A 25,010-nucleotide genomic window follows, 5' to 3' on the forward strand; every position below is an offset into this window, starting at 1 on the left:
TGGGCATGATAACCCGATCAACCATTGCTTAGGCGGTGCCTGTCATTCCGTCATCGTCGGAACGCCGCCCGGAGCAAGCCCGCTCCCACATTGATTCGGGGGGGCTCACCTGTTCTGTGTCTACCACGCAACCCCTGTGGGAGCGAGCCTGCTCGCGATGGCCGCACCGCCGATTTCAGAGACTGAACCCACCATCCAGCGGAATGATATTCCCGGTCATATAGGCTCCCGCGGTACTCGCCAAACTGATCGCCAGCGCTGCCATCTCTTCCTCGCGGCCCCAGCGCTTCATTGGAATCAACGCCGTGTCCTGCGCCAGCGCCTGTTCATCATTGCCAATGTGCTGGGTCATCTTGCTCGGAAAACGCCCCGGGGCGATCACATTGACGTTGATGTGCTGGCTCACCAGTTCGCGCGCCAGAATCCTCGACAGTTGATGCAACGCAGCCTTGCTCGGCCCGTAGGCATACGCCTGTTCACCGAAGGATGAAATCCCGGCGACCGAACCAATGTTGATGATCCGCGCCGGATTCTGCGCCGAGCCGGCCTTGCGCAGCAGCGGCAGGAACTGCTGGATACAGTTGAATACCGACGTCACGTTGAGCTGCATGACTTTTTCCCAGCCCTTGATCGGGTAGCTCTCCAGCGGTGCGCCCCAGGTGGTGCCGGCATTGTTCACCAGAATGTCCAGATGGGAGATCTGCTCGCCCAGGCGTGTGGCCAGTTGCAGGACGCCCTCTTCGGTGGCGAGGTTGGCCGCCATCGCGTGGCAGCGTCCAAGTGCTCCGAGTTCGTCAGCGGTTTGCTGGCAGGCCTCGGCGTCGCGGGCGCAGACGTACACAGTGGCGCCCGCCTCGACGTAGGCCTTGGCGATCATCTTGCCGATACCACGGGTGCCGCCGGTCACTAGCGCGGTGCGGCCTTGCAGGGAAAAGTACGGGTGCATGGCGAATCCTGAGAGCTGAGGTCTTTACACCCTAGCCGTCGGCCGCGGTCAGCGGAGCCACTATTTTCGCGCGGAATAGGGAGGCATTCGGCCTTGTAGGAGCTGCGATGCGGCGTTCCGACTTGCCAGCGATGGTCGCTAACGATAACGCGTGTTTGCTGGATAATCGCGGCGTTGTCGAATCCATCGCGAGCAAGCTCGCTCCTACAGGGAGCGGTTTACTGCGGGCGCACTCGCAGGGTCAGACCTTTGAGGAAATTGCGCAGCAGCTGGTCGCCGCACGGGCGGTAGTTGGTGTGGCCGAACTTGCGGAACAGCGCGCTCAGCTCAGGCTTGGACACCGGGAACTCGGCGGCCTTGAGGATCGCGTGCATGTCGTCTTCTTTCAGCTCGAACGCCACCCGCAGCTTTTTCAGGATGATGTTGTTGGTCACCGGCACTTCGATCGGCTGCGGCGGACGGCTTTCGTCCTTGCCGCGCTTGAAGATCACCAGGCCATCGAGGAAATGCGCCATGACATCGTCCGGGCAGCGTACGAAGCCTTCTTCGTCTTCCTCTTTCTTGTCGAGGTACGTCACCAGGTCTGCCAGGGCCACGTCCTTGCCGCCGAGCTTGATGATCTCGATGACTTTCTTGTCGCTGATGTCGAGCATGTAGCGCACGCTGCGCAGTACGTCGTTATGGATCATGTGTGCAGTCCTGATAATTCAGCTATGGGCGCCGCCGAAAACAACAGCGCCGAAAGGTATGGTGGCGCGGGAAGCCTTAGAACTTCTCTTTGCCGGACAAGTAGCGCCATTGCCCCACGGGCACTTTGCCGATGGACACGCCGCCGATGCGGATGCGGCGGATGGCGACGACCTTCAGGCCGACGGCCTGGCACAGCTGGGCGATGATGCCCGGTTGCGGATTCTTCATGGCAAAGCGCAGGCGGTTTTCGTTCTGCCAGCTGGCCTTGACCGCCGGCAACTCCTTGCCCTTGTAGGTCAGGCCGTGGTTCAGGCGGTTCAGGCCGTGAGCCACCATCTCGCCTTCAACCTCGACCACATACTCTTGCTCGATTTTGCTGGAGTCGGCGGTGAGTTTGCGCAGGATTTTCCAGTCCTGGGTGAACACCAGCAGACCGCTGGCGTTGGCCTGCAGGTCGGTGCTGGCGGTCAGGCGCAGGAAATGGCCACGCAACGGGCGCTTGCCGTAACGGTGTTCTTCGCTCAGGGTCTCGGCGCCGAGGGTGGCCATGGCGGTGTCTGCATCCATGCCGGCGGGCACATTGAGCAGCAGCGTCACCGGTTCCGGTGCGGTGGCCTTGGCTTCTGGATCAAGCTCGACTTTCTGGGTGTCGACCTTGAATTGCGGCTCGTCGATGACCACGCCGTCGACGGTGACCCAGCCGCCCTCGATGAACAGCTCAGCCTCCCGACGGGAACAGCCGACGAGTTCGATGAGGCGTTTGGAGAGACGAATCGGGTCAGTCATGTCAGGGCCGTAACAAAAAGGGGGTGGGCATTGTACCTGCCTGGCGCCGGTTAATCGCGGTTCCATTTGCACTGTGTGGCTTTTACTGTAGGAGCTGGCTTGCCAGCGATGGATTCAAGTGCGCCGCTTTTATCCTGAGACAGCGCGTTATCGTTAACCACCATCGCTGGCAAGCCAGCTCCTACAGTGTTTTGTGTTGTGTCAGGCATGTTTTGAGTGTTGCTGGACCTGGCGCAGGCGCATGTGCAGCAGCGGATACGGCTGGCCCATGCCATCGACTTCCGAGCGACCGATCACCTCGAAGCCCTGCTTGAAGTAAAAGCCGAGGGCTTGCGGGTTTTGTTCGTTGACGTCCAGTTCGACGGCGTTCAGGTGTTCCAGGGCGTAACGCAACAATTTCTTGCCCAGGCCCTGGCCGCGATGGTCAGGGTCGATGAAGAGCATTTCGATCTTGCCTGCCGCGACGCCGGCGAACCCGGTGATGCGCTGGCTCGAATCCTTGGTGCAGATCAGCATCACTGCGTCGAGGTAGCGGGTCAGCACCAGGTTTTTCAGCAGTTCGATGTAGCTGTCTGGCAGAAAGTCGTGGGTGGCACGCACCGAGGCCTCCCAGACCCGGGTCAATTCTTCGAAGTCGCTGAGTTTCGGCGTGTGGATGACCGAATGCTGACGCATGCCCGTCTGCTCCTTCTGCAGTGGTTGACAGGAATCCTTTCAACCTCAAACGATAGCCGTAAAAAAGCCCCGCATCTCGTCAAGAGAGCGGGGCTTTGCGTATTTTTTGCGTTTAGATCTGTTCAGCCCACAGATCGTATTCGTCGGCGTCGGTCACTTTGCACCAGACCTTGTCGCCCGGCTTGAGGTTGCTGCCGTTGTCGATGAATACGTTGCCGTCGATTTCCGGGGCATCGAAGAAGCAGCGGCCCACCGCGCCTTGCTCGTCGACTTCATCGACCAGCACTTCGATCTCACGGCCGATGCGCATTTGCAGGCGCGCCGAGCTGATGGCCTGCTGGTGCGCCATGAAGCGCTCCCAACGGTCCTGCTTGACGTCGTCCGGGACAACTTCCAGGTCCAGGTCATTGGCCGGTGCGCCTTCTACCGGCGAGTACTGGAAGCAGCCAACGCGGTCGAGCTGGGCTTCGGTCAGCCAGTTCAGCAGGTACTGGAAATCTTCTTCGGTTTCGCCCGGGAAGCCGACGATGAAGGTCGAGCGGATGATCAGGTCGGGGCAGATTTCGCGCCAGTTCTTGATCCGCGCCAGGGTCTTGTCTTCGAAGGCCGGGCGTTTCATCGACTTCAGCACTTTCGGGCTGGCGTGCTGGAACGGGATGTCCAGGTACGGCAGGATCTTGCCGGCGGCCATCAACGGGATCAACTCGTCAACGTGCGGGTACGGGTAAACGTAGTGCAGGCGAACCCAGACGCCGAGGGTGCTCAGGGCTTCGCAGAGTTCGGTCATGCGGGTTTTCACCGGCGCGCCGTTCCAGAAACCGGTGCGGTATTTCACGTCGACACCATAGGCGCTGGTGTCCTGGGAGATCACCAACAGCTCTTTGACGCCGGACTTGACCAGGCGCTGGGCCTCGTCGAGCACGTCGCCCACCGGACGGCTGACCAGCTTGCCGCGCATCGACGGGATGATGCAGAAGCTGCAGCTGTGGTTGCAGCCTTCGGAAATCTTCAGGTAGGCGTAGTGGCGCGGGGTCAGCTTGATGCCTTGCGGCGGCACCAGGTCGATCAGCGGGTTGTGGTCCTGGCGCGGCGGCACGACGTCGTGCACGGCGTTGACCACTTGCTCGTACTGCTGCGGACCGGTCACGGCCAGCACGCTCGGGTGTACGTTGCGAATGTTGCCTTCTTCGACGCCCATGCAGCCGGTCACGATGACCTTGCCGTTTTCCTTGATGGCTTCGCCGATCACTTCCAGGGACTCGGCCTTGGCCGAATCGATGAAGCCGCAAGTGTTGACTACCACGACGTCGGCGTCCTGGTAGGTGGACACCACGTCATAGCCTTCCATGCGCAGCTGGGTAAGGATGCGCTCGGAGTCGACCAGTGCTTTGGGGCAACCCAGGGATACGAAGCCAACCTTTGGATTGGCCGGCGCAGGAGTGGTGGACATGTCTAACCTCGGTATTTTGTGACGCCGCTTGCCGGGCAGGGCAAAACCGACGGACGGGCGCTTGAACTGCGCCTCTGATCAAAAAGTGCGCAATTCTAGCGGTGAGTCGCTCACTTGACCAGCTTTATGCAGGGAAATACGACGAGTGCTGCGCTATGCTTCGCGCCGTTACGCTTTACTGGGTTTTTACTGTCAACAAAACGTCTGTAACGTGAAGTAAAACAGCGCATGCTGCACGACAAAGCATAGTGCTTCTTTCAAAGAAGCCCGGGTCTGAGAAGTAGGAGTGGTGGATGGGTCAGGCAAGTAGTCAGGCTGCAGGTGCCGAGCATTCGGCGGTGAAGCCGATCGGCATGCTGGTCGCGGCAGTCGGGGTGGTTTATGGCGATATCGGCACCAGTCCGTTGTACACCCTCAAAGAAGTGTTTTCCGGAGGCTATGGCGTGCCGGTCAACCATGACGGGGTACTGGGGATTCTGGCACTCATTTTCTGGTCGCTGATCTGGGTCGTGTCGATCAAGTACATGATGTTTGTACTGCGTGCCGACAACCAGGGCGAAGGCGGGATCATGGCCTTGACCGCACTGGCCCGGCGGGCGGCATCGGGGCACGCGAAATTGCGCACGTTGCTGGTGGTCTGCGGACTGATCGGCGCGGCGTTGTTCTATGGCGACAGCATGATTACCCCGGCGATTTCCGTGCTGTCGGCGATTGAAGGCCTGGGGCTGGCCTTCGAAGGCATCGACCATTGGGTGGTGCCATTGTCGCTGGTGGTGCTGGTCGGGTTGTTTCTGATTCAGAGTCACGGGACCGCGCGCATCGGCATTCTGTTCGGGCCGATCATGGTTACCTGGTTCCTCGTGCTGGGCGCACTGGGCGTCTATGGCATCAGCCAGCATCCGGAAGTCCTGCAAGCGATGAATCCGGTATGGGGTGTACGTTTCTTCATGGTCCATCCGGGCATGGGCGTGACGATTCTCGGCGCCGTGGTGCTGGCATTGACCGGTGCCGAAGCGCTGTACGCGGACATGGGCCACTTCGGCCGCAAGCCGATTGCACGTGCGTGGTTCATCCTTGTACTGCCGGCGTTGGTGCTGAACTACTTCGGCCAGGGTGCCTTGCTGCTGGGCGACCCGGAAGCGGCTCGTAACCCGTTCTACCTGCTGGCACCGAACTGGGCGTTGATCCCGCTGGTCGGCCTGTCGACCCTGGCCACGGTAATTGCCTCGCAAGCGGTGATTTCCGGTGCGTTCTCCCTGACCCGTCAGGCGATCCAGCTCGGTTACATTCCGCGCATGCACATCCGGCATACCTCCAGCGCCGAACAGGGCCAGATCTACATCGCCGCGGTGAACTGGGCGCTGATGGTCGGCGTGGTGCTATTGGTGCTGGGTTTTGAATCCTCTGGTGCCCTGGCCTCGGCCTACGGTGTGGCGGTGACCGGGACCATGCTGATGACCAGTATTCTGGTGTCCGCGGTGATCCTGCTGCTGTGGAAATGGCCTCCGGTTCTTGTGGTGCCGATCCTCTTGGGTTTCCTGTTGGTAGACGGTGTGTACTTCGCCGCCAACGTGCCGAAAATCATTCAGGGCGGTGCATTCCCGGTAATCGCCGGTTTCGCCTTGTTTGTGCTGATGACCACCTGGAAGCGCGGCAAGCAATTGCTGGTGGAGCGCATCGATGAAGGTGGGCTGCCACTGCCGATCTTCATTAGCAGCATCGCCGTGCAACCGCCGCATCGCGTGCAGGGCACGGCAGTGTTCCTCACCGCGCGACCGGACGCCGTGCCCCACGCGCTGTTGCACAACTTGTTGCATAACCAGGTACTGCACGAGCAAGTGGTGCTGCTGACGGTGGTCTACGAAGACATCCCGCGGGTGCCGCCATCACGACGGTTCGAGGTCGATGCCTACGGCGAAGGTTTCTTCCGGGTGATCCTGCATTTCGGCTTCATCGATGAGCCGGACGTGCCACAGGCGTTGAAGCTGTGTCATCTCGATGAACTGAACTTCAGCCCGATGCGCACCACGTACTTCCTCAGCCGCGAAACGGTCATCGCCTCCAAGCTCGAAGGCATGTCGCGCTGGCGTGAGGCGCTGTTTGCGTTCATGTTGCAGAACGCCAATGGCAATTTGCGTTTCTTCAATCTGCCGTTGAACCGGGTGATTGAACTGGGTACTCAGGTGGAGATGTAAGCGACCCACAAAAAGCCCCCGTTGCCTTGCGGCAGCGGGGGCTTTTTTGTGGACGGTCGCTGGATACTTCAGAACCTCTGTGGGAGCGAGCTTGCTCGCGATGGCGGTGCCACATTCAACAGAAATGCTGACTGATCTACCGCTATCGCGAGCAAGCTCGCTCCCACAGGGGATGTGTGGTGCACGCAAGAATGAAAAAGCCCCCGCTACCGTGAGGTAACGAGGGCTATTTTGCTGGCTGTCAGATCACTCTGTAGCAGCTGTTTCCTTCGGCTGACGCTTCTCGATGATCTCTACCAGACGCTTGGCCAGCGCCGGGTAGTTCTCGTCGAAGTGGTGACCGCCGGGCAGTTTCATCGCTTCGCCTACTGCAGTCTTGTCGGTGCAGCCGCTTTCGTCGGTTTCCTCTTCACCGTAGATGCACACCACTTTGGCGGCTGGCAGCTTGGCCATTTCCGGGCCGGTGGCGGCTTCCTTGCCGGAGTTGCCAAGCCAGCCTTCGACTTCGATTTCAAAGCTGCCGGTACGGGCGAAGGCCAGCAGGATGATCGCATCAACGCGATTCTGCTCCGACTCGGCCAGACGGTTGTAGATCGCCGGCAGAACATCCGCGCCGAACGAGTAGCCGGTCAGGATGAAACGCTTGGTGCCCCATTTCTGCCGGTAGTGTTGCATCAGTTCAGCCAGGTCCAGCGCGCTTTGCTCCGGGCTCTTGTGCTGCCAGTAGTAGCGCAGGGTGTCGATGCCGACCACCGGGTAGCCGATCTTGGCCATCTCGCCCGCCACGTCGCGGTCGAGGTCGCGCCAGCCGCCGTCACCGGACAGGAACAGGGTCACGGTGTCCCTGGCCTGGCCCGCCGGCACTTCGACCACCGGGATCTGCAGGCCGCCAGCGGCTTTGTCGCCACCAACGAGGATCTTGCGCAGTTCGTTGTTCAACACTTGCGGCAGGTTGATGTCGTAGTCGCTGATGCTGGTTTCGGCATTGACCTGGTCGCGCACAAAACCGGCGCTGGTGTCGTCCGGGTTGTCGTTCCAGGCTGCCAGCCAGTGGCCGTGGGCGGCGCTTTTCGGCAACAGGTGAGTGCAGCCCCCCTTTTCCAGGGCCAGGTCGACCGAGACGGCGTAAGCCTTGTCATCCTTTTGCTCGGACAACCAGCGCCAGGCCAGCACGGCGCCCGGGCCGATGCCGCCGACCAGGGTCGCCGGGCCTTTGAGTTCTCGCAGACCTGATTGCAGGGCACGGCTTTGCAGCAGGCAGTCCTTGGGCAGGATCACCTGGACAATCTGCGCCGAGCCACTGCGGCTCAGGGTCATCAATTGCTTGTCGCTGAGTTTCTGGTCTTCGTTGACTGCCACCAGCACCTGGGCGCGTGGCGTGGTGCCGGGGATGACACGGGTCATCGCCGCACCATCGGCCGGGGTCAGCCATTCGAGGGTCGGTTCCGGTGCCGGGCGTTTCAGGTACCAGTAACCGCCACCGAGAATCAGGGCCACTATCACCAGTGTGCCCAATACATACCGCAAGGAGCGTTGAATCATCAGCGTTTCACCAATCCGGTCAAGCCGCCCGCGATCAGGGCAGCAGTGTCGGCCAGCGCAACCAGCGGATCGAGTCCGGCGGGCACGGCCATATAACGGGGTTCCCAATCAGGCTGGAACTTGTCTTTGAAGCGGCGCAAGCCCTGGAAGTTGTATAGCTGCTCACCACGGCGGAATACCATCGAGCCCAGGCGCTGGGTCAATGGCGCGCCGCGACGGGGTTGTAACCCCGACAACGGCACCATGCCCAGGCTGAAACGCGCGTACCCATGATTTTTATAATGTTGAATCAGGCCGACCATCATGAACTCCATGGTCAGCTTCGGGGCATCCGGGTGCGCGCGCATCAGGTCGAGGCTGGCCAGGTCATGACCGTAGGTCTCGAGCAAGTTGGCGAACGCCACCGGGCGCCCTTCGAAACGAATCACTGCGATGCGGAAATACTTGAGGTAGTCATCGCTGAAGCGGCCCAGCGAAAAACCTTTCTCCCGGACATTCTTGCCGGTCAGCCAGGCATCGGAGATCACCTTGAGCTCATCCATCGGTGCGTGACCCGGCTCAAAGATTTCCAGCGACAGGCCGTCACGGGTGCCACGGTTCCAGGTGTAGCGCAGGTCCTTCATCTCTTTGCCCTTGGCTTCGAGATCAAAACGCTTCAGGTCGACCCTGGCTTCTTCGCCGAGCTTGATCGCCGTCAGACCGATGTCCATGTAGTACGGCAGGTTCTCTGCGCGCACTTGATAAAACACGGGGCGGGCGTGGTGGATATCGCACAGGTCGCGGAACTGCCAGATCATTTCCGCCCGTTGCTGGCCCGGGCCGATCGGGTCATACAGCGCCACCAGGCTGCGGCCGCGACGGGCGTACATCAGGAATGCTTCGTCATTGGGGTGAAACAGCAGCGCCTTGTCACCGGTCAGGGCCAGGCCGCCATCCGGTTGGGCCGATGCCATGAGGATCTTGCTGGCGCGTTCCAGTTCGTCGGGCGTCGGCAGGTGAATGACCGGGCGCGCGGTGCGCAGCAGCCAGGTCAGCGACACTACTACCAGCAGCACCGCGGCACCGAGCAGTGAACGCAGGCCGCGAGGGGCGTCGGCATCGAGGGTGAACTGCCACCAGAGTTGGTGGCTGTAGGGAACGTCCTGATAGGCGAACAGCAGCAGCCAGATCGACGCGCCGAGCACGCACAGGCTGGCGACCAGGTACAGCGGCGAGAACGGCACTTCAGTCAGGCGGCTGGGGCGATAGAACGAGCGGCGGAATACCCCGAGCAGGCTCGCCGTCAATACCATCAGGCTGGCTTCTTCCCAGTCAAAACCCTTGAGCAGCGAGAGCAGGGCGCCGACCAGCAACAGAATGGTGGTCAGCATCCACGCGGCCGACAGCCGGCGACGCAGTCCCTGGGCCAGCAACAGGCACAGAACGCCGACCAGGCTGGCGCCAAAGTGCGAAGCATCGACCAGTCGATGGGGGATCAGAAAACCGATGTGTTCCAGGCGGGTATCGATTTCCGGGGTGGCGCCGGAGAACAGCAGGACAACGCCGGACAGGAATACCAGCACCGCCAGTATCGGAGCCGCCAGACCTGAGGCCGCGCGCAATGTCTGGCGTGTCTGGAACAGGCGCTGACCTTCGTTGATCAGCAGCAGCAGGCAGGCCACCAGCAACGGCAGGACCACGTAGATCAAGCGATAGAGCAGCAGGGCGGCCGCCAGAGGCGCGGCGCCAAGGGTGTCGGAAAACGCGGCCAGCAAAATTGCCTCGAACACCCCGACTCCGCCCGGCACATGGCTGAGCACGCCGGCGGCCAGAGCCAGCAGGTATACCAATAGGAACGCGCCGAAGGGCGGAGTTTCCGGCAGCAGCAGATAGAGCACGGTTGCGGCGGCGGCTACGTCCAGGGCGGTGATGATCAATTGCAGGAACGTCAGTCGAAGCCCGGGCAGGCGCAAGGTGCGGCGTCCGACCTTGACCAGCAGGTTGTCCGGGTAAGGCTGTTCCGGCAGTCGACGACGGTAGATACCTAAGGCCAGCACCGAAAACAACACGAGCACGGCAGTCGCCACCACGCCCAGCAAGGTCTCGGAGAGCCCCAGTGCGGTGGACGCGGCAGACAGGTCGCTGAGCGTCGCCAGGGCGGCCAGCGGTGGCAGGGCGCAACCTAGCGAGAGGCTGGCGAACAGCGTCATGCGCGCGACTTCAGCCGCTCCCAGGCCATGACGGGCATAGAGGCGATAGCGGACCGAGCCGCCCGACAACATTGAAAGGCCGATGGCATTGCCGATGGCAAAGGCCGTGAAACCGCCCAGTGCCAGCGTGCGCGGTGTCAGGCTCACTCCGGCATAGCGGCTGGCCGACCATTCGTAGCCGAGCAGAATGATGAAGCCCACCACGGTTGCGCCCAGCGCGCCCATCAAGGCAGGTTTCGGAACTTCGAGGATCGAGTCGTGCAGCGCGTAAAGGTCGAGCTCGCTCAACAGGTGGCGACAGGCAATCAGCGCGATCGCGAACAACAGCAGGGTGACCGCCAGGCCAATGGGTTGACGGTATTTGCTCAATCGATCAAGCAGACGCAGGCGCTCAGCCTTGATCGGTTGTGTCGCTGTGACAGTGTCTTGTGAATCAGACGAGTTGGCGCGCATCAATCACCTCTTGGATTGTGCGCGACAGGATGGGGGTATCCAGCCAAGTTACCAATCCCTGCAGAAAAAAATAATCACAAATATTAACGCCTATCACCCGGCAACAGGGACGGCGCGTTATCAGTCGTGAAGGCTTCAGCCTGCGATAGAGCATAGTCTGAACCCGGTGCATGGGAGATCCCAAAACGGCTTGCTACACAGTGACAGATCATTGTTGCGAAAGGACTTTTTCAACAGATACAAAAAAGGCCACTCTTTCGAGTAGCCTTTTTTGATGTTTGGTTGCGGGAGCCGGATTTGAACCGACGACCTTCGGGTTATGAGCCCGACGAGCTACCAGACTGCTCCATCCCGCGTCTGTGTGGCGGCATTCTATAGAGTAATGCCGGGGTGTCAACCGTTAATCCTGAAGCAGGTCAAATAAACGTTGAATCGCGGCAAACGGTCGCAGTGATGGTCTAAGTTTCGGAATCAGAACGATTTCCGCTTTCGGCGTCGCTGAGTGTCCAGGCCGTGTTCCGGCGTTCGGCGCTACAAAACGACCGCCCACAAAAAAGGCCACTCTTTCGAGTAGCCTTTTTTGATGTTTGGTTGCGGGAGCCGGATTTGAACCGACGACCTTCGGGTTATGAGCCCGACGAGCTACCAGACTGCTCCATCCCGCGTCTGTGTGGCTGCATTCTATAGAGATACGCCGGGGTGTCAACCGTCAATTCCGATAAAACCTGTTTTGCTTCAATCGGTTAGCTTGCGGAGGGGCGGGTTGGTCAGTCTGTGAGGCAGGCGGGGCAAGGCCTGCGGCTCTATCGCGAATGTTTTTTCGATTGAAGAAATAAATTTACCAATGACATTTCCCACGAGTCGAAAAGAACATTCAGACTACTGGTGCTATATACAGGTGCCGGTGAGATACTGGATGTCCGTCACACCAATACGCCTTTTCCTTGCCATGAACACTGCTTTGCTATGACTCAGCGAAAGATCATCCACGTCGATTGTGACTGTTTCTACGCCGCCATTGAGATGCGCGACGACCCGCGCCTGGCCGGTAAGCCGTTGGCGGTGGGCGGGTCGGCGGATCGGCGCGGGGTGATTGCCACATGTAATTATGAGGCGCGAGCGTACGGGGTGCGTTCGGCGATGTCCTCCGGGCATGCCTTGAAACTGTGTCCGGACCTGACCATCGTCAAGCCACGCATGGATGCTTATAGAGAGGCGTCCAGGGAAATTCACACGATCTTTCGCGACTACACCGAGATCATTGAACCGCTCTCGCTCGACGAGGCGTACCTCGATGTGTCGGACAGCGCGCATTTCGGCGGCAGTGCAACGCGAATCGCCCAGGACATCCGGCGCCGGGTCTCCAACCAATTGCATATCACCGTGTCGGCGGGAGTGGCGCCAAACAAGTTTCTGGCCAAGATCGCCAGTGACTGGAAAAAGCCCAACGGCCTGTTTGTCATCACACCGGACCAGGTCGAGGACTTTGTCAGTGGCTTGCCGGTGAGCAAATTGCACGGGGTCGGCAAAGTCACCGCCGACAAGCTCGGCAAACTGGGTATCACCGATTGCCTGCAATTGCGCGAGTGGGACAAGTTGGCGTTGGTGCGAGAGTTCGGCAGCTTTGGCGAGCGACTCTGGAGCCTGGCCCGTGGGATTGATGATCGTGTGGTGCACAACGACAGTCGTCGTCAGTCGATCAGTGTCGAAAATACCTACGACGTGGATCTACCGGACCTGGCGAGTTGCCTGGATAAATTGCCCGAGTTGCTGGAAACCCTGGCCGGTCGCATGGCGCGAATCGACAGCAGTTATCGGCCTGGCAAGCCATTCGTCAAAGTGAAATTCCATGATTTTACCCAGACCACACTGGAGCAGGCCGGGGCAGGGCGGGATCTGGGGAGTTATCAGTTGATGTTGACCCAGGCCTTCAATCGCGGCGGTAAACCGGTTCGGTTGTTGGGCGTCGGCGTGCGGCTGGAGGACTTGCGGGGCGGGTTCGAACAGATGGAGTTGTTTGAGCGGTAGTGGAGGATTGAGGTTAGGCGGTGAATGTCTGGCCGCCTTCGCAAGCCCGCTCCCACATGGAATTTCCGTTGTTCACAAATCCAATGTGGGAGCGGGCTTGCTCGCGAAACTTTTTGGCTTTAATTGAGCCCCGGATTCGCCACCAGTCGCTCGCCATTGCGGGCCAGCGACTTCAGAAACTCGGTCTGCAATTCAGGATCATTGCGCGTCAGTTCGATCAGGCTCTGTTCCAGCTCGCTGGCTTCTTCTTCAAGACCCAGCTCCGACAGGCGTTTGACCCGGTGGACCCACTGATTGACTTCGTCACCTTCGAGGTCGTCATAAATCAACCCATGGGCTTCATAGAGCTTGCTGCGCAAATTGCTGCTGATGGTCAGGGTGGAATCGTTGTGCACGCTCCCCTGGGCATCCTCAACACGGATCAGCAATCGGCTCAGATGATTGATGTCATGTTCGGCGAACGGGCTGTCCAACAGATTCAGGCGTAACACGCCGTTTTTGTCGGTGCTCAGTTCGAAGGTTTCCTTGCCGGCCTTGACCTCAACCGGGCGCTCGCTCCAGGGCAGGCTTGAGTACTCCGTGCGTTTGTCGCGCTGGACTTCACCAATACTGGCCAGGTTTTGCTGCGCGCGGCCGTGGGACTGCACGTTCATGAACGGGTTGAGCCCGGCGAAACCGTAGCTCAGCCAGTCCTTGGTCACGCTGTCCGGCAGATTGCCGAGGGTGAACACGTTGACCACGTTGGCACCGATACCCGCCACCACGGCCACCGCGCCCAGCGGGATTTCGTAAATCTCCCGCCAGGGTTGGTACGGCGTATAGCGGTCGTAGTGACGCGTGACTTCGTATTCGGTGACTTCGAAAGTCTTCTGCTCGTGGATTTTCACCCGCCTTTGCGGCAGCTCAAGCACCTTGGGCTCACCGACATCGATTTGCAGGCTGTGATCGAGCAATTTACGCTCGATCCGTTCCTCTTGCTCGCTGCGTTGTGACATGTGGTTGGCACAGCCGCTGACCAGCAGGGTGCCGCACAGGGCGGCACCACCGAGGCCTAAGGTGTTTCGCTTGAACATGACGCCTCTATATCTGGTATCAGCGGCGGATGCGGGCCTGAAGGAACGACAGCACGTCGGCGACCGGTAGCGCTTGTGCGTCGGCCTCGGTACGGCTCTTGTATTCCAGGTTGCCTTCGGCCAGGCCGCGATCGCTGACCACGATCCGGTGTGGAATGCCGATCAGCTCCATGTCCGCGAACTTGATGCCCGGGCTGGTTTTCTTGTCGCGGTCATCGAGCAGCACTTCGAAGCCGGCAGCGGTGAGTTCCGCGTACAGCTTGTCGGTGGCTTCACGAACCTGTTCGGTTTCGTAGCGCAGCGGCACCAGGGCAATCTGGAAAGGCGCGAGGGTGTCGCTCCAGATGATTCCGTTTTCGTCGTTGTTCTGCTCGATGGCAGCCGCCACCACGCGAGACACACCGATGCCGTAGCAGCCCATTTCCAGGGTGACCGGCTTGCCGTTCTCGCCCAGCACTTCGCACTTCATCGCTTTGCTGTACTTGTTGCCCAGCTGGAAAATATGCCCGACTTCGATGCCGCGCTTGATTTCCAGGGTGCCTTTGCCGTCCGGGCTCGGGTCGCCGGCCACGACGTTGCGCAGGTCGGCAACGGTCGGAACAGGCAGGTCGCGCTCCCAGTTCACGCCGAAGTAGTGTTTGTCGTCGATGTTGGCACCGATGCCGAAGTCGCTCATCAATTCGACCGAACGGTCGATGATGATCGGCAGCGGCAGGTTCAACGGGCCGAGGGAGCCCGCGCCGGCGCCAATGGCGTCGCGCAGTTCACTTTCCGAGGCCATGACCAGGGGGCTGGCAACACCTGGCTGGTTGGCGGCCTTGATTTCGTTCAACTCATGGTCGCCACGGATGATCAGGGCAATCAGCTTGCCTTTCTCTTCTGCGTGCACCACGAGGGTCTTGATGGTTTTCTCGATCGGCAGGTTGAAGCCTTCGACCAGTTGCGCAATGGTCTTGGCATTCGGAGTATCGACCAGACGCAGCTCTTCGGTCGGAGCGGCACGCGATGTTTCGCGCGGCACGGCTTCGGCTTTTTCGATGTTGGCGGCGTAGTCGGAGCCGTTGCTGAAAACGATATCGTCTTCGCCGGACTCGGCCAGCACGTGGAACTCGTGGGAACCGGCGCCGCCGATGGAGCCGTTGTCGGCTTCAACAGGACGGAACCTCAGGCCCAGACGGGTGAACACGTTGCAGTAGGCCTGGTGCATGCGGTCGTAGGTGACTTGCAGCGAAGGCTGGTCTGCGTGGAACGAGTAGGCGTCCTTCATGATGAATTCGCGGCCGCGCATCAAGCCGAAGCGTGGGCGGATTTCATCACGGAATTTAGTCTGGATCTGGTACAGGTTGATCGGCAGCTGCTTGTAGCTGCTCAGTTCATTGCGCATCAGATCGGTGATGACTTCTTCGTGGGTCGGGCCGGCGCAGAAGTCGCGGCCATGGCGATCCTTGAAGCGCAGCAATTCAGGGCCGTACTCTTCCCAGCGCCCGGATTCCTGCCACAGCTCAGCCGGTTGCGTGCTCGGCATCAACACTTCGAGAGAGCCGGCGGCGTTCATTTCTTCACGAACGACGGCTTCGACCTTGCGCATTACCCGCAAGCCCATCGGCAGCCAGGTGTACAGGCCCGAGGCGAGTTTGCGGATCATGCCGGCGCGCAGCATCAGCTGGTGGCTGATCACGACCGCGTCGGAAGGCGTTTCTTTTTGTGTGGCGAGCAAAAATTGACTGGTGCGCATGGTTGGCCGTTATCGATTGCTGATGACGAGAAATGACGGAGCATTGTACGGGCGAGATCCGCTGGCGTACAGGCATGCGGTCGGTGGTGTGGCAGGAGGGCGCGATTCACACGGCCCTCCGCGATTTTTCCTGCGTTAAGAGCCTACGATTCTTCGGCGACCGGGGTCTGCACCGGTTCCGGTGTAGGTGTCGGACCTTCGCGGCGGTTCTCCTGGAACCAGTGCAAGGCGATCAACAGCAGTGTCGGAACGCCCAGCAGGGCTGTAATCAGGAAGAAGTTGTGGTAACCGAATTTTTCCACCATGACCCCGGAGTAGCCGCCGATCAGGCGTGGCAGCAGCAGCATGATCGAGCTGAGCAGGGCGTATTGGGTGGCGGAGAACTTGAGGTTGGTCAGGCTCGACAGGTAGGCGACGAAGGCCGAAGTCGCCAGACCTGAACTGAAGTTGTCCAGGGAGATGGTCAGCACCAGCATGTTCAGGTTGGGGCCCATGTCGGCGAGCAGCAGGAACAGGATGTTGGTCGCAGCGGATGCCGCGCCGCCGATGAACAGGATCGGCAGGATGCCGAAACGCACGATCAGCAGGCCACCCATGCCGGCCCCCACCAGAGTCATGATCAGGCCGAAAATCTTGCTGACGCTGGCGATCTGGTCTTTGGTGAAGCCCTGGTCGATGTAGAACACGTTGGCCATCACACCCATGACCGTATCGGACATCCGGTAGGTGGCGATAAGGCCGAGCAGCAGCAGCGCTTGCCAGCGGTATCGCAGGATGAAGTCGTTGACCGGTGTCAGCACTGGCGCCAGGCCGCGACGACCCATGGCCGAGAGGCACAGGGCGGTGAGGGTGGTGTAGAGAATCGCGCGAAGGAAGGCGCGGTCCTCCAGCAACAGGTCAAGCAGGCTTACGCCCTGGAACAGTACGCTGGCGAAGTCGGTGTTATAGAACTGGGTGAACATGGCCGGCACGGACACCAGCAATATGATCAGCACGAACACCGATGCCAGTTGATGCACGAAGCTGTAGCGTCCGGCCTGCAGTTGCGTGCGCAACGGCACGGGTGGTTCGCGCATGAACAGGGACGTCAGCAGTGCGGGGACCATCAGCACTCCGAACAAGATGTAAGTGCCGGCCCAGGCCGAATGCTTGTAGTTGAAGCCGGTAGAGCCAAAGCCTTCGGCGAAGTACAGCGCGCCTGCAGTAGCCAGCAACGCAGCGACCCGGTAACCGGACATGTAGCTGGCGGCCAGTGCGGCCTGACGGTTGTCTTCGGCGATTTCCAGGCGATAGGCGTCTACCGCAATATCTTGCGTCGCCGAGGCGAAAGCGACGACCACGGCGATGGCGATCAGCCAGGACAAATGCTTTTGCGGGTCGCAGAAGCCCATCCCGATCAGGCCGAGGATGACCAGTGCCTGAGACAATACGAGCCAGGATCGTCGTCGACCGAGTTTGCCGAGCAATGGCAGTCGCCATTGGTCGAGCAACGGTGACCAGACCCATTTGAAGGCATACGCCAGGCCGATCAGGCTTGCATAGCCAATGGTTTCACGAGCGACGCCAGCTTCACGCAGCCAGACCGAAAGCGTCGAAAATACCAGCATGTAGGGCAGGCCGGCGGCGAAACCGAGCAGCAACAGCACGAGTGTCGAAGGGCTGGCATAAGCGGCGAGCGCGGCGCGCCAGGTTTTACGGGGCATGGGCTGGAGTCTGCCTCAAGAAATACGGAAACAAAGCGCGCACTCTAACCGCTGTGCTCTACCGGGCGCCAGCCATGGCGCTGAATATCAACACGATTATTCAGGATGCTGATGCCCTCCATGCGTAATCGTGCGCGCTGCTCATCACCCGAAGGGCTGCCCGCCGGCAGGCTGATACGCCCGTTTGCTCCCAGAACACGGTGCCAGGGTAACTTGCTGTCGCCCGGCAATTGGCTGAGCGTGCGGCCGACCCAGCGCGCGGCGCGACCCAGTCCTGCAAGCTCGGCCAGTTGGCCGTAGCTGACGACTTTGCCCTCGGGTATTTGTGCAAGTGTCAAATACAGCGCCGTGCGTCGGATTTGCGTTGCACTCTGGGGTTCATCGGTTGGATCGGTCACGTCCGTCAGTCCTGAAGAGGTTTGCTTTACCGTCTTTAGAGTAATTCCTGCGCAGGCAGTTGAGAAATGAACTCAAGAGAAATAGTTGGGTCAGTCCTTGTCAGGGCCTTGTTCCTACGGATAATGCCGACTTTTTTCGCAAGCCTGAGCCCGTATTTTGCTTATGTTGTCCAGATCCCTGCTGTGTCTCGCCGTCCTTGGTGCTTCCACTCCCTTGCTAGCCGATACCGTGTGGTTGAACAACGGTGACAAGCTGAGTGGCAAGATCACGCTGTTCGATGGCGGCAAGCTGTTGATCCAGACCGAGTACGCCGGTGCGGTGACGATCGACTGGAAACAGGTCAAGACCCTGGATAGCGATCAGGAGCTGCTGGTCAAGCAGGATGCCTACAGTGGCGAGAAAGCCAAGTCGCTGAAGGCGGCGGACGCTGGCAAGGTCACGCTGGCCAATGGCGAAGCACCGAAGACGGTCGAGCTGGCAAGCATTCAGCAGATTCTCAAGCCAAAACCGGTGGTCGAGGATCTGGTGTGGAAAGGCAACGTCGATATCGCACTGGATTATCAGCGGGCGGAAAACGACACCGATGACTACGACATCGATTTCAAGACCAGTGCGCGTCATGGTCGCTGGCGGCACACCGCTGAAGGTGAATACAACCGTGAATTCCAGGACGACGTGGTGACCACGGACAACTGGCGGGCCGAGTACTCCATCGACCGATTCCTGACCGATCAATGGTTCTGGCAGGGGCGCCTGGTCTACAAGCGCGACAAGGTCGAAGACCTTTCCCGGCAGCGCACCGTCGGTACCGGTCCCGGCTATCAGTTCTGGGATGACGAACTCGGGGCGTTCTCCCTGGGCTCGCTGGTCAACCGCACGGACTATGAATTTTCCGATGGCAGCAAGGACAATTTCTATGCCCTGGCCATGAAGTGGGATTACAACCGCTACCTGATCGGCAAGCGTGTCGAGTTCTTCACCAATGGTGAGGTCGCCAAGCCGCTGTCGGGTGTGGCCGACTACGCACTCGATGCCGAGATGGGATTGCGCTACAAGGTGACTGACTGGGCTTCGCTGAACCTGAAGGCGGAGCGGGACATCATCAGTGGCACCGACGATGCGGATCTGGACACGACACGCTACACCGCAGGGTTTGGCGTGGCCTGGTAAGAACATCAAAAGATCGCCGCCTTCGGCAGCTCCTGCAAGGTAAACGCGAGAACTGTCGAAGGCGGCGATCTTTTTTGTGTGGACAAAACACCCGTCCACAAAAAAGCCCCGCTGTTGAGGGCGGGGCTTTTTACTAAAGCAAGTACAAGTTAGATAACTTGAACTTCTTCAGCTTGCATGCCTTTCTGACCGCGGGTAGCGATGAAAGAAACCTGTTGGCCTTCTTTCAGGCTTTTGAAGCCGTCGGACTGGATAGCTTTGAAGTGAACGAACAGGTCGTCACCGGATTGTGGAGTGATGAAGCCGAAGCCTTTTTCATCGTTGAACCACTTAACGGTACCGGTTTGGCGATTAGACATGGTGTAACTCCTTGAACAAAGATAACTGCGACTCAGGAAGAACCCTGGCCGAGACTGAGTGCAAAGAGCAGGAAAAATTCTTGTAGATGGTTGGATCGAAATTCAACATATCGTGTAGAGATTCTCAGTGACACAAGCAGCACAGTGACGCCACCTTAACCCTTTTTCCGGGACGTGCCAATGCTTCTTGCGCAGGTTTCTCTGTTTTAGGGATCGGCGGTGTGCCGGTTCGTCGCCAGCGCAGGTAATTCCTGCCTGTTCGGCGAGAATTGCACCGCGGACTTTGAACCCGGCGGCGCGCCCGGTAAGATGCCGGACAGAATTTTTCGACCTCGCTATTCAGGACACCCGCCATGAGCATCAAATCGGACAAGTGGATTCGCCGCATGGCGCAGGAACACGGCATGATCGAACCTTTCGTCGAGCGTCAGATGCGCGGCAGCGACGATAGCCGTGTCATCTCCTACGGCGTGTCGAGCTACGGCTACGATGTGCGTTGCACTAATCATTTCAAAGTGTTCACCAACATCAATTCGGCCATCGTCGACCCGAAAAACTTCGATGCCGGCAGCTTCGTCGACATCCACAGCGACGTGTGCATCATTCCACCGAACTCCTTCGCCCTGGCCAGCACCGTCGAATACTTCCGCATTCCACGCAATGTATTGACCATTTGCCTGGGTAAAAGCACCTACGCGCGCTGCGGCATCATCGTCAACGTCACGCCGCTCGAGCCTGAGTGGGAAGGTCACGTGACCCTGGAGTTCTCCAACACCACCAATCTGCCGGCGAAAATCTACGCCAACGAAGGCGTGGCGCAGATGCTGTTCCTTGAGTCTGACGAAGAATGTGAAGTGTCTTACAAGGACCGTGGCGGCAAGTATCAGGGCCAGCGTGGCGTGACCCTGCCTCGTACCTGAGTCAACCGTCTGACAAATGCCGGGAATTCCTGAGCGGGCGTACACTCTATGGGGTGTACTGTTCCGATCCGCGCAAGGCGGGTCGGGCCATCGCTCAGGAGTGCCGAATGAAGATCGATCCGCGAATCAGTGCCGAACTGGCAAGGCTTGAACCCAATCAGGTTGGCGTTCTGGCCTGGTCCTTGTTGGCACATCCGCCTGTCAGCATGTCAGGAGGCATCCCCGGTCAGCCTGATCCCGATACCCCGAACGAAGAGCCGATGGAGCCTGGTGAACCCACTTTGCCGGATGAGCCACCGCCTGCGCCTGTTGTCTGACAGACCAGACGCGAAATATCAAAAAAGTGGGGGCGAGCCTGCTCGCGATGGCGGTGGGTCAGTCAACATCAAAGCTGGCTGTACCGGCGCCATCGCGAGCAAGCTCGCTCCTACAGGTTTTCTGGAACCATTACTTCAGGTTGCCACTCAGGAACTGTTTCAACCGATCGCTTTTCGGATTGCCCAGCACGTCTTCCGGCGCGCCCTCTTCCTCCACCAGGCCCTGGTGCAGAAACAGCACCTGGCTCGACACTTTGCGGGCAAAACTCATTTCGTGGGTCACCATGATCATGGTCCGGCCTTCTTCGGCCAGGCCCTGGATCACCTTGAGTACTTCACCCACCAGTTCCGGGTCCAGGGCCGAAGTCGGTTCGTCGAACAGCATGACTTCCGGCTCCATGGCCAGTGCGCGGGCAATCGCTACCCGTTGTTGCTGACCGCCGGACAGGAAGGCCGGGTATTGGTCCGCCACACGGGCGGCCAGCCCCACCTTGTCGAGGTAGCGCCGGGCGCGGTCCTCGGCTTCTTTCCTGTCGCAGCCCAGCACCCTGCGCGGAGCCATGGTGATGTTTTCCAGCACCGTCATGTGGCTCCACAGGTTGAAGTGCTGGAACACCATGGCCAGGCGGGTGCGAATCCGCTGTAGTTCATTGGCGTCGGCCACGTGCATGCCGTGACGATCCTTGATCATTCGGATGTTCTGCCCGTCGAGGCTCATGGCGCCGTCGTTGGGTTGCTCCAGGAAGTTGATGCAACGCAGAAAGGTACTTTTACCCGAGCCGCTGGCGCCGATCAGGCTGATGACGTCGCCGGTCCTGGCCTTGAGCGAAACACCTTTGAGGACTTCATGGTCGCCATAGCTTTTATGCAGGCCTTCGATGGTCAATTTGTACATGGGGCGTGCATCCTCAAGGCGAAAGTAGATAGCCGCTGCGATAGGCTTCGGTGCCCGCGACGTGGGCAATCACCATGCCGGCAGTGGCCATGCGGCGCAGCGAACGGGCGTACATCAACCCGGCGGCGGAGCAATGAACGGGGGTGACGCGATCGTTGATCGGATCAATTATCTCGGCGATCAGTTGCCCGGCTTCCAGGTACTGGCCCGGCAACGCGGTGAACACCAGTAGCCCGCCGACGGGCGTGGCCACCGGTTCTACACCGGCCAGCGGTGTCGCCGGATAGGGCAGGTCGGGCAGGGGCGCGGGTTCGCCAGCGATCGCACCGAAATGGATCAGGTAATCGATCAGTGCCTGGCAATCGAGGCTGGCCAGCGAGTGGTTGACGTCGCCCTGTCCGCGCAGTTCGACGGTCACCGAAAAACTCCCCGGCGGAATGTCGAAGTGCTCGCCGAAGCGCTCCTTCAACTGCCACCAGAGCAGGGTGAAGCATTCGTCGAACGATTGGCCACCGGAATCGGTTGCCAGCAGGCTGGCCTCGGCGCCGATGTAGCGGCCCAGCGGTTCGACCTGCGGCCAGGCTTCAGGTGTTGTGTAGAGGTGTGTAACCGCTTCGAAATCGCAATGCAGGTCGAGCACCATGTCGGCGTCGCAGGCCAGCCGTTGCAAGGTCAGGCGCAGGGATTGCAATTGGGTGTCGGCGGTCTGCCGGGCCAGCGCATCGCGCAGGCTGCTGCGGACCAATTGCTGGTTGTGCTGCGGATCGTCACCGAGCTTGCCCTCGATCGCGTTGCCGACTTCTTCACTGAGATCGACGAACCAGCGGTTGAAGTTCTGGCCGCTTTCCAGCTCGTAGCGGCCCAGCGGCACATCCATCAGTACCTGTTCCAGGCCTACCGGGTTGGCGATGGGCACCAGCACGATTTCGCTGCGCAGGCGACCGGCGGCTTCCAGCCCCGCCAGGCGTTGCTTGAGGTGCCAGGCCACCAGCATGCCGGGCATTTCGTCGGCGTGCAGGGAGGCCTGGATGTAGATCTTGCCGTTGGCCGGTTGTGGGCCGAAGTGAAAACTGTGGATCTGTCGTGCGGTCCCCGGCAGCGGGGCCAGCAGGTCATGTTTCTGGTGGCGCATCTGTTGTTCCTGAAGCAGGTTGAGACCTAGTGGGTCGGCCCGAGGAAGGCCAGCCATCGACGTTCGGCAAGGCGGAACAGGCCGACCAGCGCAAAAGTGACGGTCAGGTAGATCAGTGCGGCAATGCCGAACGACTGGAAGGTCAGGAAGGTCGCCGAGTTGGCGTCCCGCGCGACTTTCAGGATGTCCGGAATGGTCGCGGTGAAGGCCACGGTGGTCGAGTGCAGCATCAGAATCACTTCGTTGCTGTAGTACGGCAACGAGCGGCGCAAGGCCGATGGCATGATCACGTAGGCATACAGCTTCCAGCCGGTCAGACCGTAAGCCTTGGCCGCTTCGACTTCACCGTGGTTCATGCTGCGAATCGCCCCGGCGAAGATCTCCGTCGTGTAGGCGCAGGTGTTCAGGGCGAAGGCCAGGATCGTGCAGTTCATTGCATCGCGAAAGAATGCGTCCAGTAATGGCTGGGCCCGAATGGCGGCCAGGCTGTAGATCCCCGTGTAACAGATCAATAACTGGATATACAGCGGCGTGCCACGGAACAGGTAGGTATAGAACTGCACCGGCCAACGGATGTAGAAGTGCGGCGATACACGGGCGATGGATAGCGGGATCGACACGATAAAACCGAAGAAGATCGAAGCGCTGAGCAGCCACATGGTCATGGCCAGGCCGGTGATGTTGTTGCCGTCGCTATAGAGGAAGGGTTTCCAGTATTCCTGCAGGAGTTCGATCATCGTACGGCCTCCCGGGTACCGGCGGAGTAACGACGTTCGAGCCAGCGCAGGATGACGTTGGATGCGCTGGTGATCACCAGGTAGATCAGCGCGGCAAGTACCAGGAAATAAAACAGCTGATAGCTGCTTTTACCGGCGTCCTGGGCAGCCTTGACCAGATCGGCCAGGCCGATGATCGACACCAGCGCGGTGGCCTTGAGCATCACCATCCAGTTGTTGCCGATACCCGGCAGGGCATAACGCATCATCTGTGGGAACACCACGATCCAGAAGCGCTGGCCGCGCTTGAGGCCGTAGGCGGTGGCCGCTTCGACCTGACCCCGTGGGACTGCGAGAATCGCGCCACGGAAGGTTTCGGTGAAATACGCACCGTAGATGAAGCCCAGGGTAATGACCCCGGCACTGAACGGGTTGATCTCGATGTATTCCCATTCCATGAAATCGGTAAACGATGTCAGCCAGGTTTGCAGGCTATAGAAAATCAGCAGCATCAGGACCAGGTCCGGAACGCCGCGAATGAGGGTGGTGTAGAGCTGGGCAGGCATGCGCATCAGTTTGGCTTTTGACAACTTGGCACTGGCGCCGAGCAGCCCGAGCAACACGGCCAGCAACAGCGACAACGCCGACAACTTGATCGTCATCCAGGTGCCTTGCATCAGCAGCGGACCGAAGCCCTTGAGGCTGAAGGCAGAGAGCCCAAGATTTTCCAGTAGGTTTTCGAACATAAATCAGCAACCTGATCGGATGAAAAAAGCGCCCATCGCGAGATGGGCGCCGGGCATTATTTGCCGCTGTACAGATTCAGATCGCCAAAGTGTTTCTTCTGAATGGTGGCGTAGGTGCCATCATCGTGTAACGCTTTGATACCTTTATCCAAAAGTGCTTTCAGCTCGGTGTTACCTTTCTTAATACCGACCGCTGTTTTGGCCGGCAGCAGTTCATTGTCGACCGGCTTGCTGACTTCGTAGTCGGCACCCTGTGGCGACTTCAGGAAACCCAGTTCGGCTTGCAGCATGTCCTGGATCCCTGCATCGAGACGACCGGAAGTCAAGTCAGCGTAGACCTGATCCTGGTTGGCGTAGGCCTGGGTTTTTACGCCGGCCTTGTCCAGAATGGCTTTGGCATAGGCTTCCTGAATGGTGCCTTGTTCGTAGCCGACGGTTTTGCCCTTGAGGGACGCGACGTCTGCGGTCACGCCGGAACCTTTCTTGGACACGTAAGCGGTTGGGCCGGAAAACAGCTCGCTGGAGAAGTCGATGACTTTTTCACGGGCCGGGGTCACGGTCATCGACGAGATCACACCGTCGAATTTATTGGCTTTGAGGCCCGGAATCATGCCATCGAAGTCACTTTCGACCCACTTGCACTTGACCTTCAGCTCGGCGCAGATCGCGTTCCCCAGATCGATGTCGAAGCCTACCAGGCTGCCATCGGCCGCTTTTGACTCGAACGGTGCGTAGGAAGGGTCAACGCCGAAACGCAGTTCTTTGTACTCCTTCGCCATGGCGGAGCCAGCAGCCATGCACAACGCCAGTGCAGAAAGGGTCAGCAATGCTTTTTTCATTATTCAATCCCTAAAAACCAATATGAGCGCTTGTGGCGCAGAATTATTGTTA

At 59.6% G+C, this 25,010-nt stretch carries 22 protein-coding genes and 2 tRNA genes; 5 read left to right on the forward strand and 19 right to left on the reverse strand.

From position 1 onward, the window contains the following. Positions 1 to 175: 175 nt before the first annotated feature. The 5 genes from ACEN8Z_RS08690 to rimO all read right to left on the reverse strand — a co-directional run bounded on the left by ACEN8Z_RS08690 (position 176) and on the right by rimO (position 4,547). Positions 176 to 946, reverse strand: coding sequence for an SDR family oxidoreductase (locus ACEN8Z_RS08690; protein WP_495597365.1), 771 nt, complete (start codon positions 944 to 946; stop codon positions 176 to 178). 218 nt (positions 947 to 1,164) lie between these two features. After that, positions 1,165 to 1,635, reverse strand: coding sequence for a YehS family protein (locus tag ACEN8Z_RS08695; RefSeq protein WP_007996900.1), 471 nt, complete (start codon positions 1,633 to 1,635; stop codon positions 1,165 to 1,167). A 76-nt stretch (positions 1,636 to 1,711) separates the two neighbouring features. Continuing rightward, positions 1,712 to 2,422, reverse strand: coding sequence for an rRNA pseudouridine synthase (locus ACEN8Z_RS08700; protein ID WP_007992725.1), 711 nt, complete (start codon positions 2,420 to 2,422; stop codon positions 1,712 to 1,714). Between the two features lie 201 nt (positions 2,423 to 2,623). Then, entirely contained in the window at positions 2,624 to 3,097 is a 474-nt protein-coding gene (locus ACEN8Z_RS08705) for an acetyltransferase (protein WP_495597366.1), read from the reverse strand. A gap of 112 nt (positions 3,098 to 3,209) precedes the next feature. Beyond that, a complete protein-coding gene (gene rimO / locus ACEN8Z_RS08710; RefSeq protein WP_007992720.1) occupies positions 3,210 to 4,547 on the reverse strand; it encodes a 30S ribosomal protein S12 methylthiotransferase RimO in 1,338 nt (445 codons plus the stop codon). A 293-nt stretch (positions 4,548 to 4,840) separates the two neighbouring features. Between rimO and ACEN8Z_RS08715 the strand changes: the two genes are divergently transcribed. Beyond that, on the forward strand, positions 4,841 to 6,742 hold the full coding sequence (locus ACEN8Z_RS08715) for a potassium transporter Kup (protein ID WP_495597367.1): 1,902 nt from the start codon (positions 4,841 to 4,843) through the stop codon (positions 6,740 to 6,742). A 246-nt stretch (positions 6,743 to 6,988) separates the two neighbouring features. Here ACEN8Z_RS08715 and ACEN8Z_RS08720 read toward each other — a convergent pair whose 3' ends face one another. The 4 genes from ACEN8Z_RS08720 to ACEN8Z_RS08735 form a co-directional block, all read right to left on the reverse strand. After that, positions 6,989 to 8,284 carry a virulence factor family protein gene (locus tag ACEN8Z_RS08720; protein ID WP_495597368.1) on the reverse strand — a complete coding sequence of 432 codons (1,296 nt, stop codon included), beginning with the start codon at positions 8,282 to 8,284 and terminating at the stop codon, positions 6,989 to 6,991. Continuing rightward, positions 8,284 to 10,926 carry a bifunctional lysylphosphatidylglycerol flippase/synthetase MprF gene (gene mprF, locus ACEN8Z_RS08725; protein WP_442095650.1) on the reverse strand — a complete coding sequence of 881 codons (2,643 nt, stop codon included), beginning with the start codon at positions 10,924 to 10,926 and terminating at the stop codon, positions 8,284 to 8,286. The genes ACEN8Z_RS08720 and mprF overlap by 1 nt, the downstream gene beginning before the upstream one ends. Positions 10,927 to 11,205: 279 nt before the next feature. Continuing rightward, a tRNA-Met gene (locus ACEN8Z_RS08730) sits at positions 11,206 to 11,282 on the reverse strand. 232 nt (positions 11,283 to 11,514) lie between these two features. Next, positions 11,515 to 11,591 (reverse strand) — tRNA-Met (locus ACEN8Z_RS08735). A gap of 301 nt (positions 11,592 to 11,892) precedes the next feature. Here ACEN8Z_RS08735 and dinB point away from each other — a divergent pair. Further along, the gene (gene dinB / locus ACEN8Z_RS08740; RefSeq protein WP_495597369.1) at positions 11,893 to 12,954 is read left to right on the forward strand and encodes a DNA polymerase IV; all 1,062 of its coding nucleotides are present in this window, start codon (positions 11,893 to 11,895) and stop codon (positions 12,952 to 12,954) included. 119 nt (positions 12,955 to 13,073) lie between these two features. On the opposite strand, the gene ACEN8Z_RS08745 is transcribed toward dinB, so the two are convergent. The 4 genes from ACEN8Z_RS08745 to ACEN8Z_RS08760 all read right to left on the reverse strand — a co-directional run bounded on the left by ACEN8Z_RS08745 (position 13,074) and on the right by ACEN8Z_RS08760 (position 17,863). Next, positions 13,074 to 14,027 carry a hypothetical protein gene (locus tag ACEN8Z_RS08745; protein ID WP_495597370.1) on the reverse strand — a complete coding sequence of 318 codons (954 nt, stop codon included), beginning with the start codon at positions 14,025 to 14,027 and terminating at the stop codon, positions 13,074 to 13,076. Between the two features lie 19 nt (positions 14,028 to 14,046). Further along, complete coding sequence (locus ACEN8Z_RS08750) at positions 14,047 to 15,762, reverse strand: proline--tRNA ligase (protein WP_495597371.1); 1,716 nt, start codon at positions 15,760 to 15,762, stop codon at positions 14,047 to 14,049. Positions 15,763 to 15,905: 143 nt separating this feature from the next. Beyond that, complete coding sequence (locus tag ACEN8Z_RS08755; protein ID WP_495597372.1) at positions 15,906 to 17,465, reverse strand: AmpG family muropeptide MFS transporter; 1,560 nt, start codon at positions 17,463 to 17,465, stop codon at positions 15,906 to 15,908. Between the two features lie 44 nt (positions 17,466 to 17,509). Continuing rightward, on the reverse strand, positions 17,510 to 17,863 hold the full coding sequence (locus tag ACEN8Z_RS08760; RefSeq protein ID WP_495597373.1) for an MGMT family protein: 354 nt from the start codon (positions 17,861 to 17,863) through the stop codon (positions 17,510 to 17,512). 163 nt (positions 17,864 to 18,026) lie between these two features. On the opposite strand from ACEN8Z_RS08760, the gene ACEN8Z_RS08765 reads away from it, so the two are divergent. After that, complete coding sequence (locus ACEN8Z_RS08765; RefSeq protein WP_495597374.1) at positions 18,027 to 19,034, forward strand: DUF481 domain-containing protein; 1,008 nt, start codon at positions 18,027 to 18,029, stop codon at positions 19,032 to 19,034. Positions 19,035 to 19,183: 149 nt separating this feature from the next. Here ACEN8Z_RS08765 and ACEN8Z_RS08770 read toward each other — a convergent pair whose 3' ends face one another. Continuing rightward, complete coding sequence (locus ACEN8Z_RS08770) at positions 19,184 to 19,393, reverse strand: cold-shock protein (protein WP_002554837.1); 210 nt, start codon at positions 19,391 to 19,393, stop codon at positions 19,184 to 19,186. 353 nt (positions 19,394 to 19,746) lie between these two features. Between ACEN8Z_RS08770 and dcd the strand changes: the two genes are divergently transcribed. Continuing rightward, on the forward strand, positions 19,747 to 20,313 hold the full coding sequence (gene dcd / locus ACEN8Z_RS08775) for a dCTP deaminase (RefSeq protein ID WP_007940589.1): 567 nt from the start codon (positions 19,747 to 19,749) through the stop codon (positions 20,311 to 20,313). 107 nt (positions 20,314 to 20,420) lie between these two features. Beyond that, on the forward strand, positions 20,421 to 20,630 hold the full coding sequence (locus tag ACEN8Z_RS08780) for a hypothetical protein (protein ID WP_442095644.1): 210 nt from the start codon (positions 20,421 to 20,423) through the stop codon (positions 20,628 to 20,630). A 130-nt stretch (positions 20,631 to 20,760) separates the two neighbouring features. Here ACEN8Z_RS08780 and ACEN8Z_RS08785 read toward each other — a convergent pair whose 3' ends face one another. Genes ACEN8Z_RS08785 through ACEN8Z_RS08805 form a run of 5 tightly spaced genes read right to left on the reverse strand, consistent with a single transcriptional unit; the run spans position 20,761 to position 24,958 of the window. After that, positions 20,761 to 21,525, reverse strand: a complete 765-nt coding sequence (locus ACEN8Z_RS08785) for an ABC transporter ATP-binding protein (protein WP_495597375.1) — start codon at positions 21,523 to 21,525, stop codon at positions 20,761 to 20,763. Between the two features lie 13 nt (positions 21,526 to 21,538). Then, positions 21,539 to 22,657, reverse strand: a complete 1,119-nt coding sequence (locus ACEN8Z_RS08790) for a succinylglutamate desuccinylase/aspartoacylase family protein (protein ID WP_495597376.1) — start codon at positions 22,655 to 22,657, stop codon at positions 21,539 to 21,541. Positions 22,658 to 22,683: 26 nt separating this feature from the next. Beyond that, entirely contained in the window at positions 22,684 to 23,394 is a 711-nt protein-coding gene (locus ACEN8Z_RS08795) for an ABC transporter permease (protein WP_495597377.1), read from the reverse strand. Then, positions 23,391 to 24,119: an ABC transporter permease gene (locus ACEN8Z_RS08800; protein WP_495597378.1), complete on the reverse strand. Its 729-nt coding sequence runs from the start codon at positions 24,117 to 24,119 to the stop codon at positions 23,391 to 23,393. The genes ACEN8Z_RS08795 and ACEN8Z_RS08800 overlap by 4 nt, the downstream gene beginning before the upstream one ends. 56 nt (positions 24,120 to 24,175) lie before the next feature. Next, positions 24,176 to 24,958 (reverse strand): transporter substrate-binding domain-containing protein, encoded by a 783-nt coding sequence (locus ACEN8Z_RS08805; protein WP_007996874.1) that lies wholly within the window; start codon positions 24,956 to 24,958, stop codon positions 24,176 to 24,178. Positions 24,959 to 25,010 lie beyond the last annotated feature (52 nt).

Source organism: Pseudomonas sp. Pseusp10, assembly GCF_059492225.1.

Excerpts from the sequence above, each read along its gene's own strand:
- ACEN8Z_RS08800 (WP_495597378.1), bottom strand. The coding sequence starts at position 24,119 with ATGTTCGAAAACCTACTGGAAAATCTTGGGCTCTCTGCCTTCAGCCTC.
- ACEN8Z_RS08770 (WP_002554837.1), bottom strand. The coding sequence starts at position 19,393 with ATGTCTAATCGCCAAACCGGTACCGTTAAGTGGTTCAACGATGAAAAA.
- ACEN8Z_RS08805 (WP_007996874.1), bottom strand. The coding sequence starts at position 24,958 with ATGAAAAAAGCATTGCTGACCCTTTCTGCACTGGCGTTGTGCATGGCT.
- ACEN8Z_RS08715 (WP_495597367.1), top strand. The coding sequence starts at position 4,841 with ATGGGTCAGGCAAGTAGTCAGGCTGCAGGTGCCGAGCATTCGGCGGTG.
- ACEN8Z_RS08745 (WP_495597370.1), bottom strand. The coding sequence starts at position 14,027 with ATGTTCAAGCGAAACACCTTAGGCCTCGGTGGTGCCGCCCTGTGCGGC.
- ACEN8Z_RS08720 (WP_495597368.1), bottom strand. The coding sequence starts at position 8,284 with ATGATTCAACGCTCCTTGCGGTATGTATTGGGCACACTGGTGATAGTG.
- rimO (WP_007992720.1), bottom strand. The coding sequence starts at position 4,547 with ATGTCCACCACTCCTGCGCCGGCCAATCCAAAGGTTGGCTTCGTATCC.
- ACEN8Z_RS08750 (WP_495597371.1), bottom strand. The coding sequence starts at position 15,762 with ATGCGCACCAGTCAATTTTTGCTCGCCACACAAAAAGAAACGCCTTCC.
- ACEN8Z_RS08790 (WP_495597376.1), bottom strand. The coding sequence starts at position 22,657 with ATGCGCCACCAGAAACATGACCTGCTGGCCCCGCTGCCGGGGACCGCA.
- ACEN8Z_RS08765 (WP_495597374.1), top strand. The coding sequence starts at position 18,027 with ATGTTGTCCAGATCCCTGCTGTGTCTCGCCGTCCTTGGTGCTTCCACT.
- ACEN8Z_RS08755 (WP_495597372.1), bottom strand. The coding sequence starts at position 17,465 with ATGCCCCGTAAAACCTGGCGCGCCGCGCTCGCCGCTTATGCCAGCCCT.
- mprF (WP_442095650.1), bottom strand. The coding sequence starts at position 10,926 with ATGCGCGCCAACTCGTCTGATTCACAAGACACTGTCACAGCGACACAA.
- ACEN8Z_RS08785 (WP_495597375.1), bottom strand. The coding sequence starts at position 21,525 with ATGTACAAATTGACCATCGAAGGCCTGCATAAAAGCTATGGCGACCAT.
- ACEN8Z_RS08705 (WP_495597366.1), bottom strand. The coding sequence starts at position 3,097 with ATGCGTCAGCATTCGGTCATCCACACGCCGAAACTCAGCGACTTCGAA.
- ACEN8Z_RS08695 (WP_007996900.1), bottom strand. The coding sequence starts at position 1,635 with ATGATCCATAACGACGTACTGCGCAGCGTGCGCTACATGCTCGACATC.
- ACEN8Z_RS08690 (WP_495597365.1), bottom strand. The coding sequence starts at position 946 with ATGCACCCGTACTTTTCCCTGCAAGGCCGCACCGCGCTAGTGACCGGC.
- ACEN8Z_RS08700 (WP_007992725.1), bottom strand. The coding sequence starts at position 2,422 with ATGACTGACCCGATTCGTCTCTCCAAACGCCTCATCGAACTCGTCGGC.
- ACEN8Z_RS08780 (WP_442095644.1), top strand. The coding sequence starts at position 20,421 with ATGAAGATCGATCCGCGAATCAGTGCCGAACTGGCAAGGCTTGAACCC.
- dinB (WP_495597369.1), top strand. The coding sequence starts at position 11,893 with ATGACTCAGCGAAAGATCATCCACGTCGATTGTGACTGTTTCTACGCC.
- ACEN8Z_RS08795 (WP_495597377.1), bottom strand. The coding sequence starts at position 23,394 with ATGATCGAACTCCTGCAGGAATACTGGAAACCCTTCCTCTATAGCGAC.
- dcd (WP_007940589.1), top strand. The coding sequence starts at position 19,747 with ATGAGCATCAAATCGGACAAGTGGATTCGCCGCATGGCGCAGGAACAC.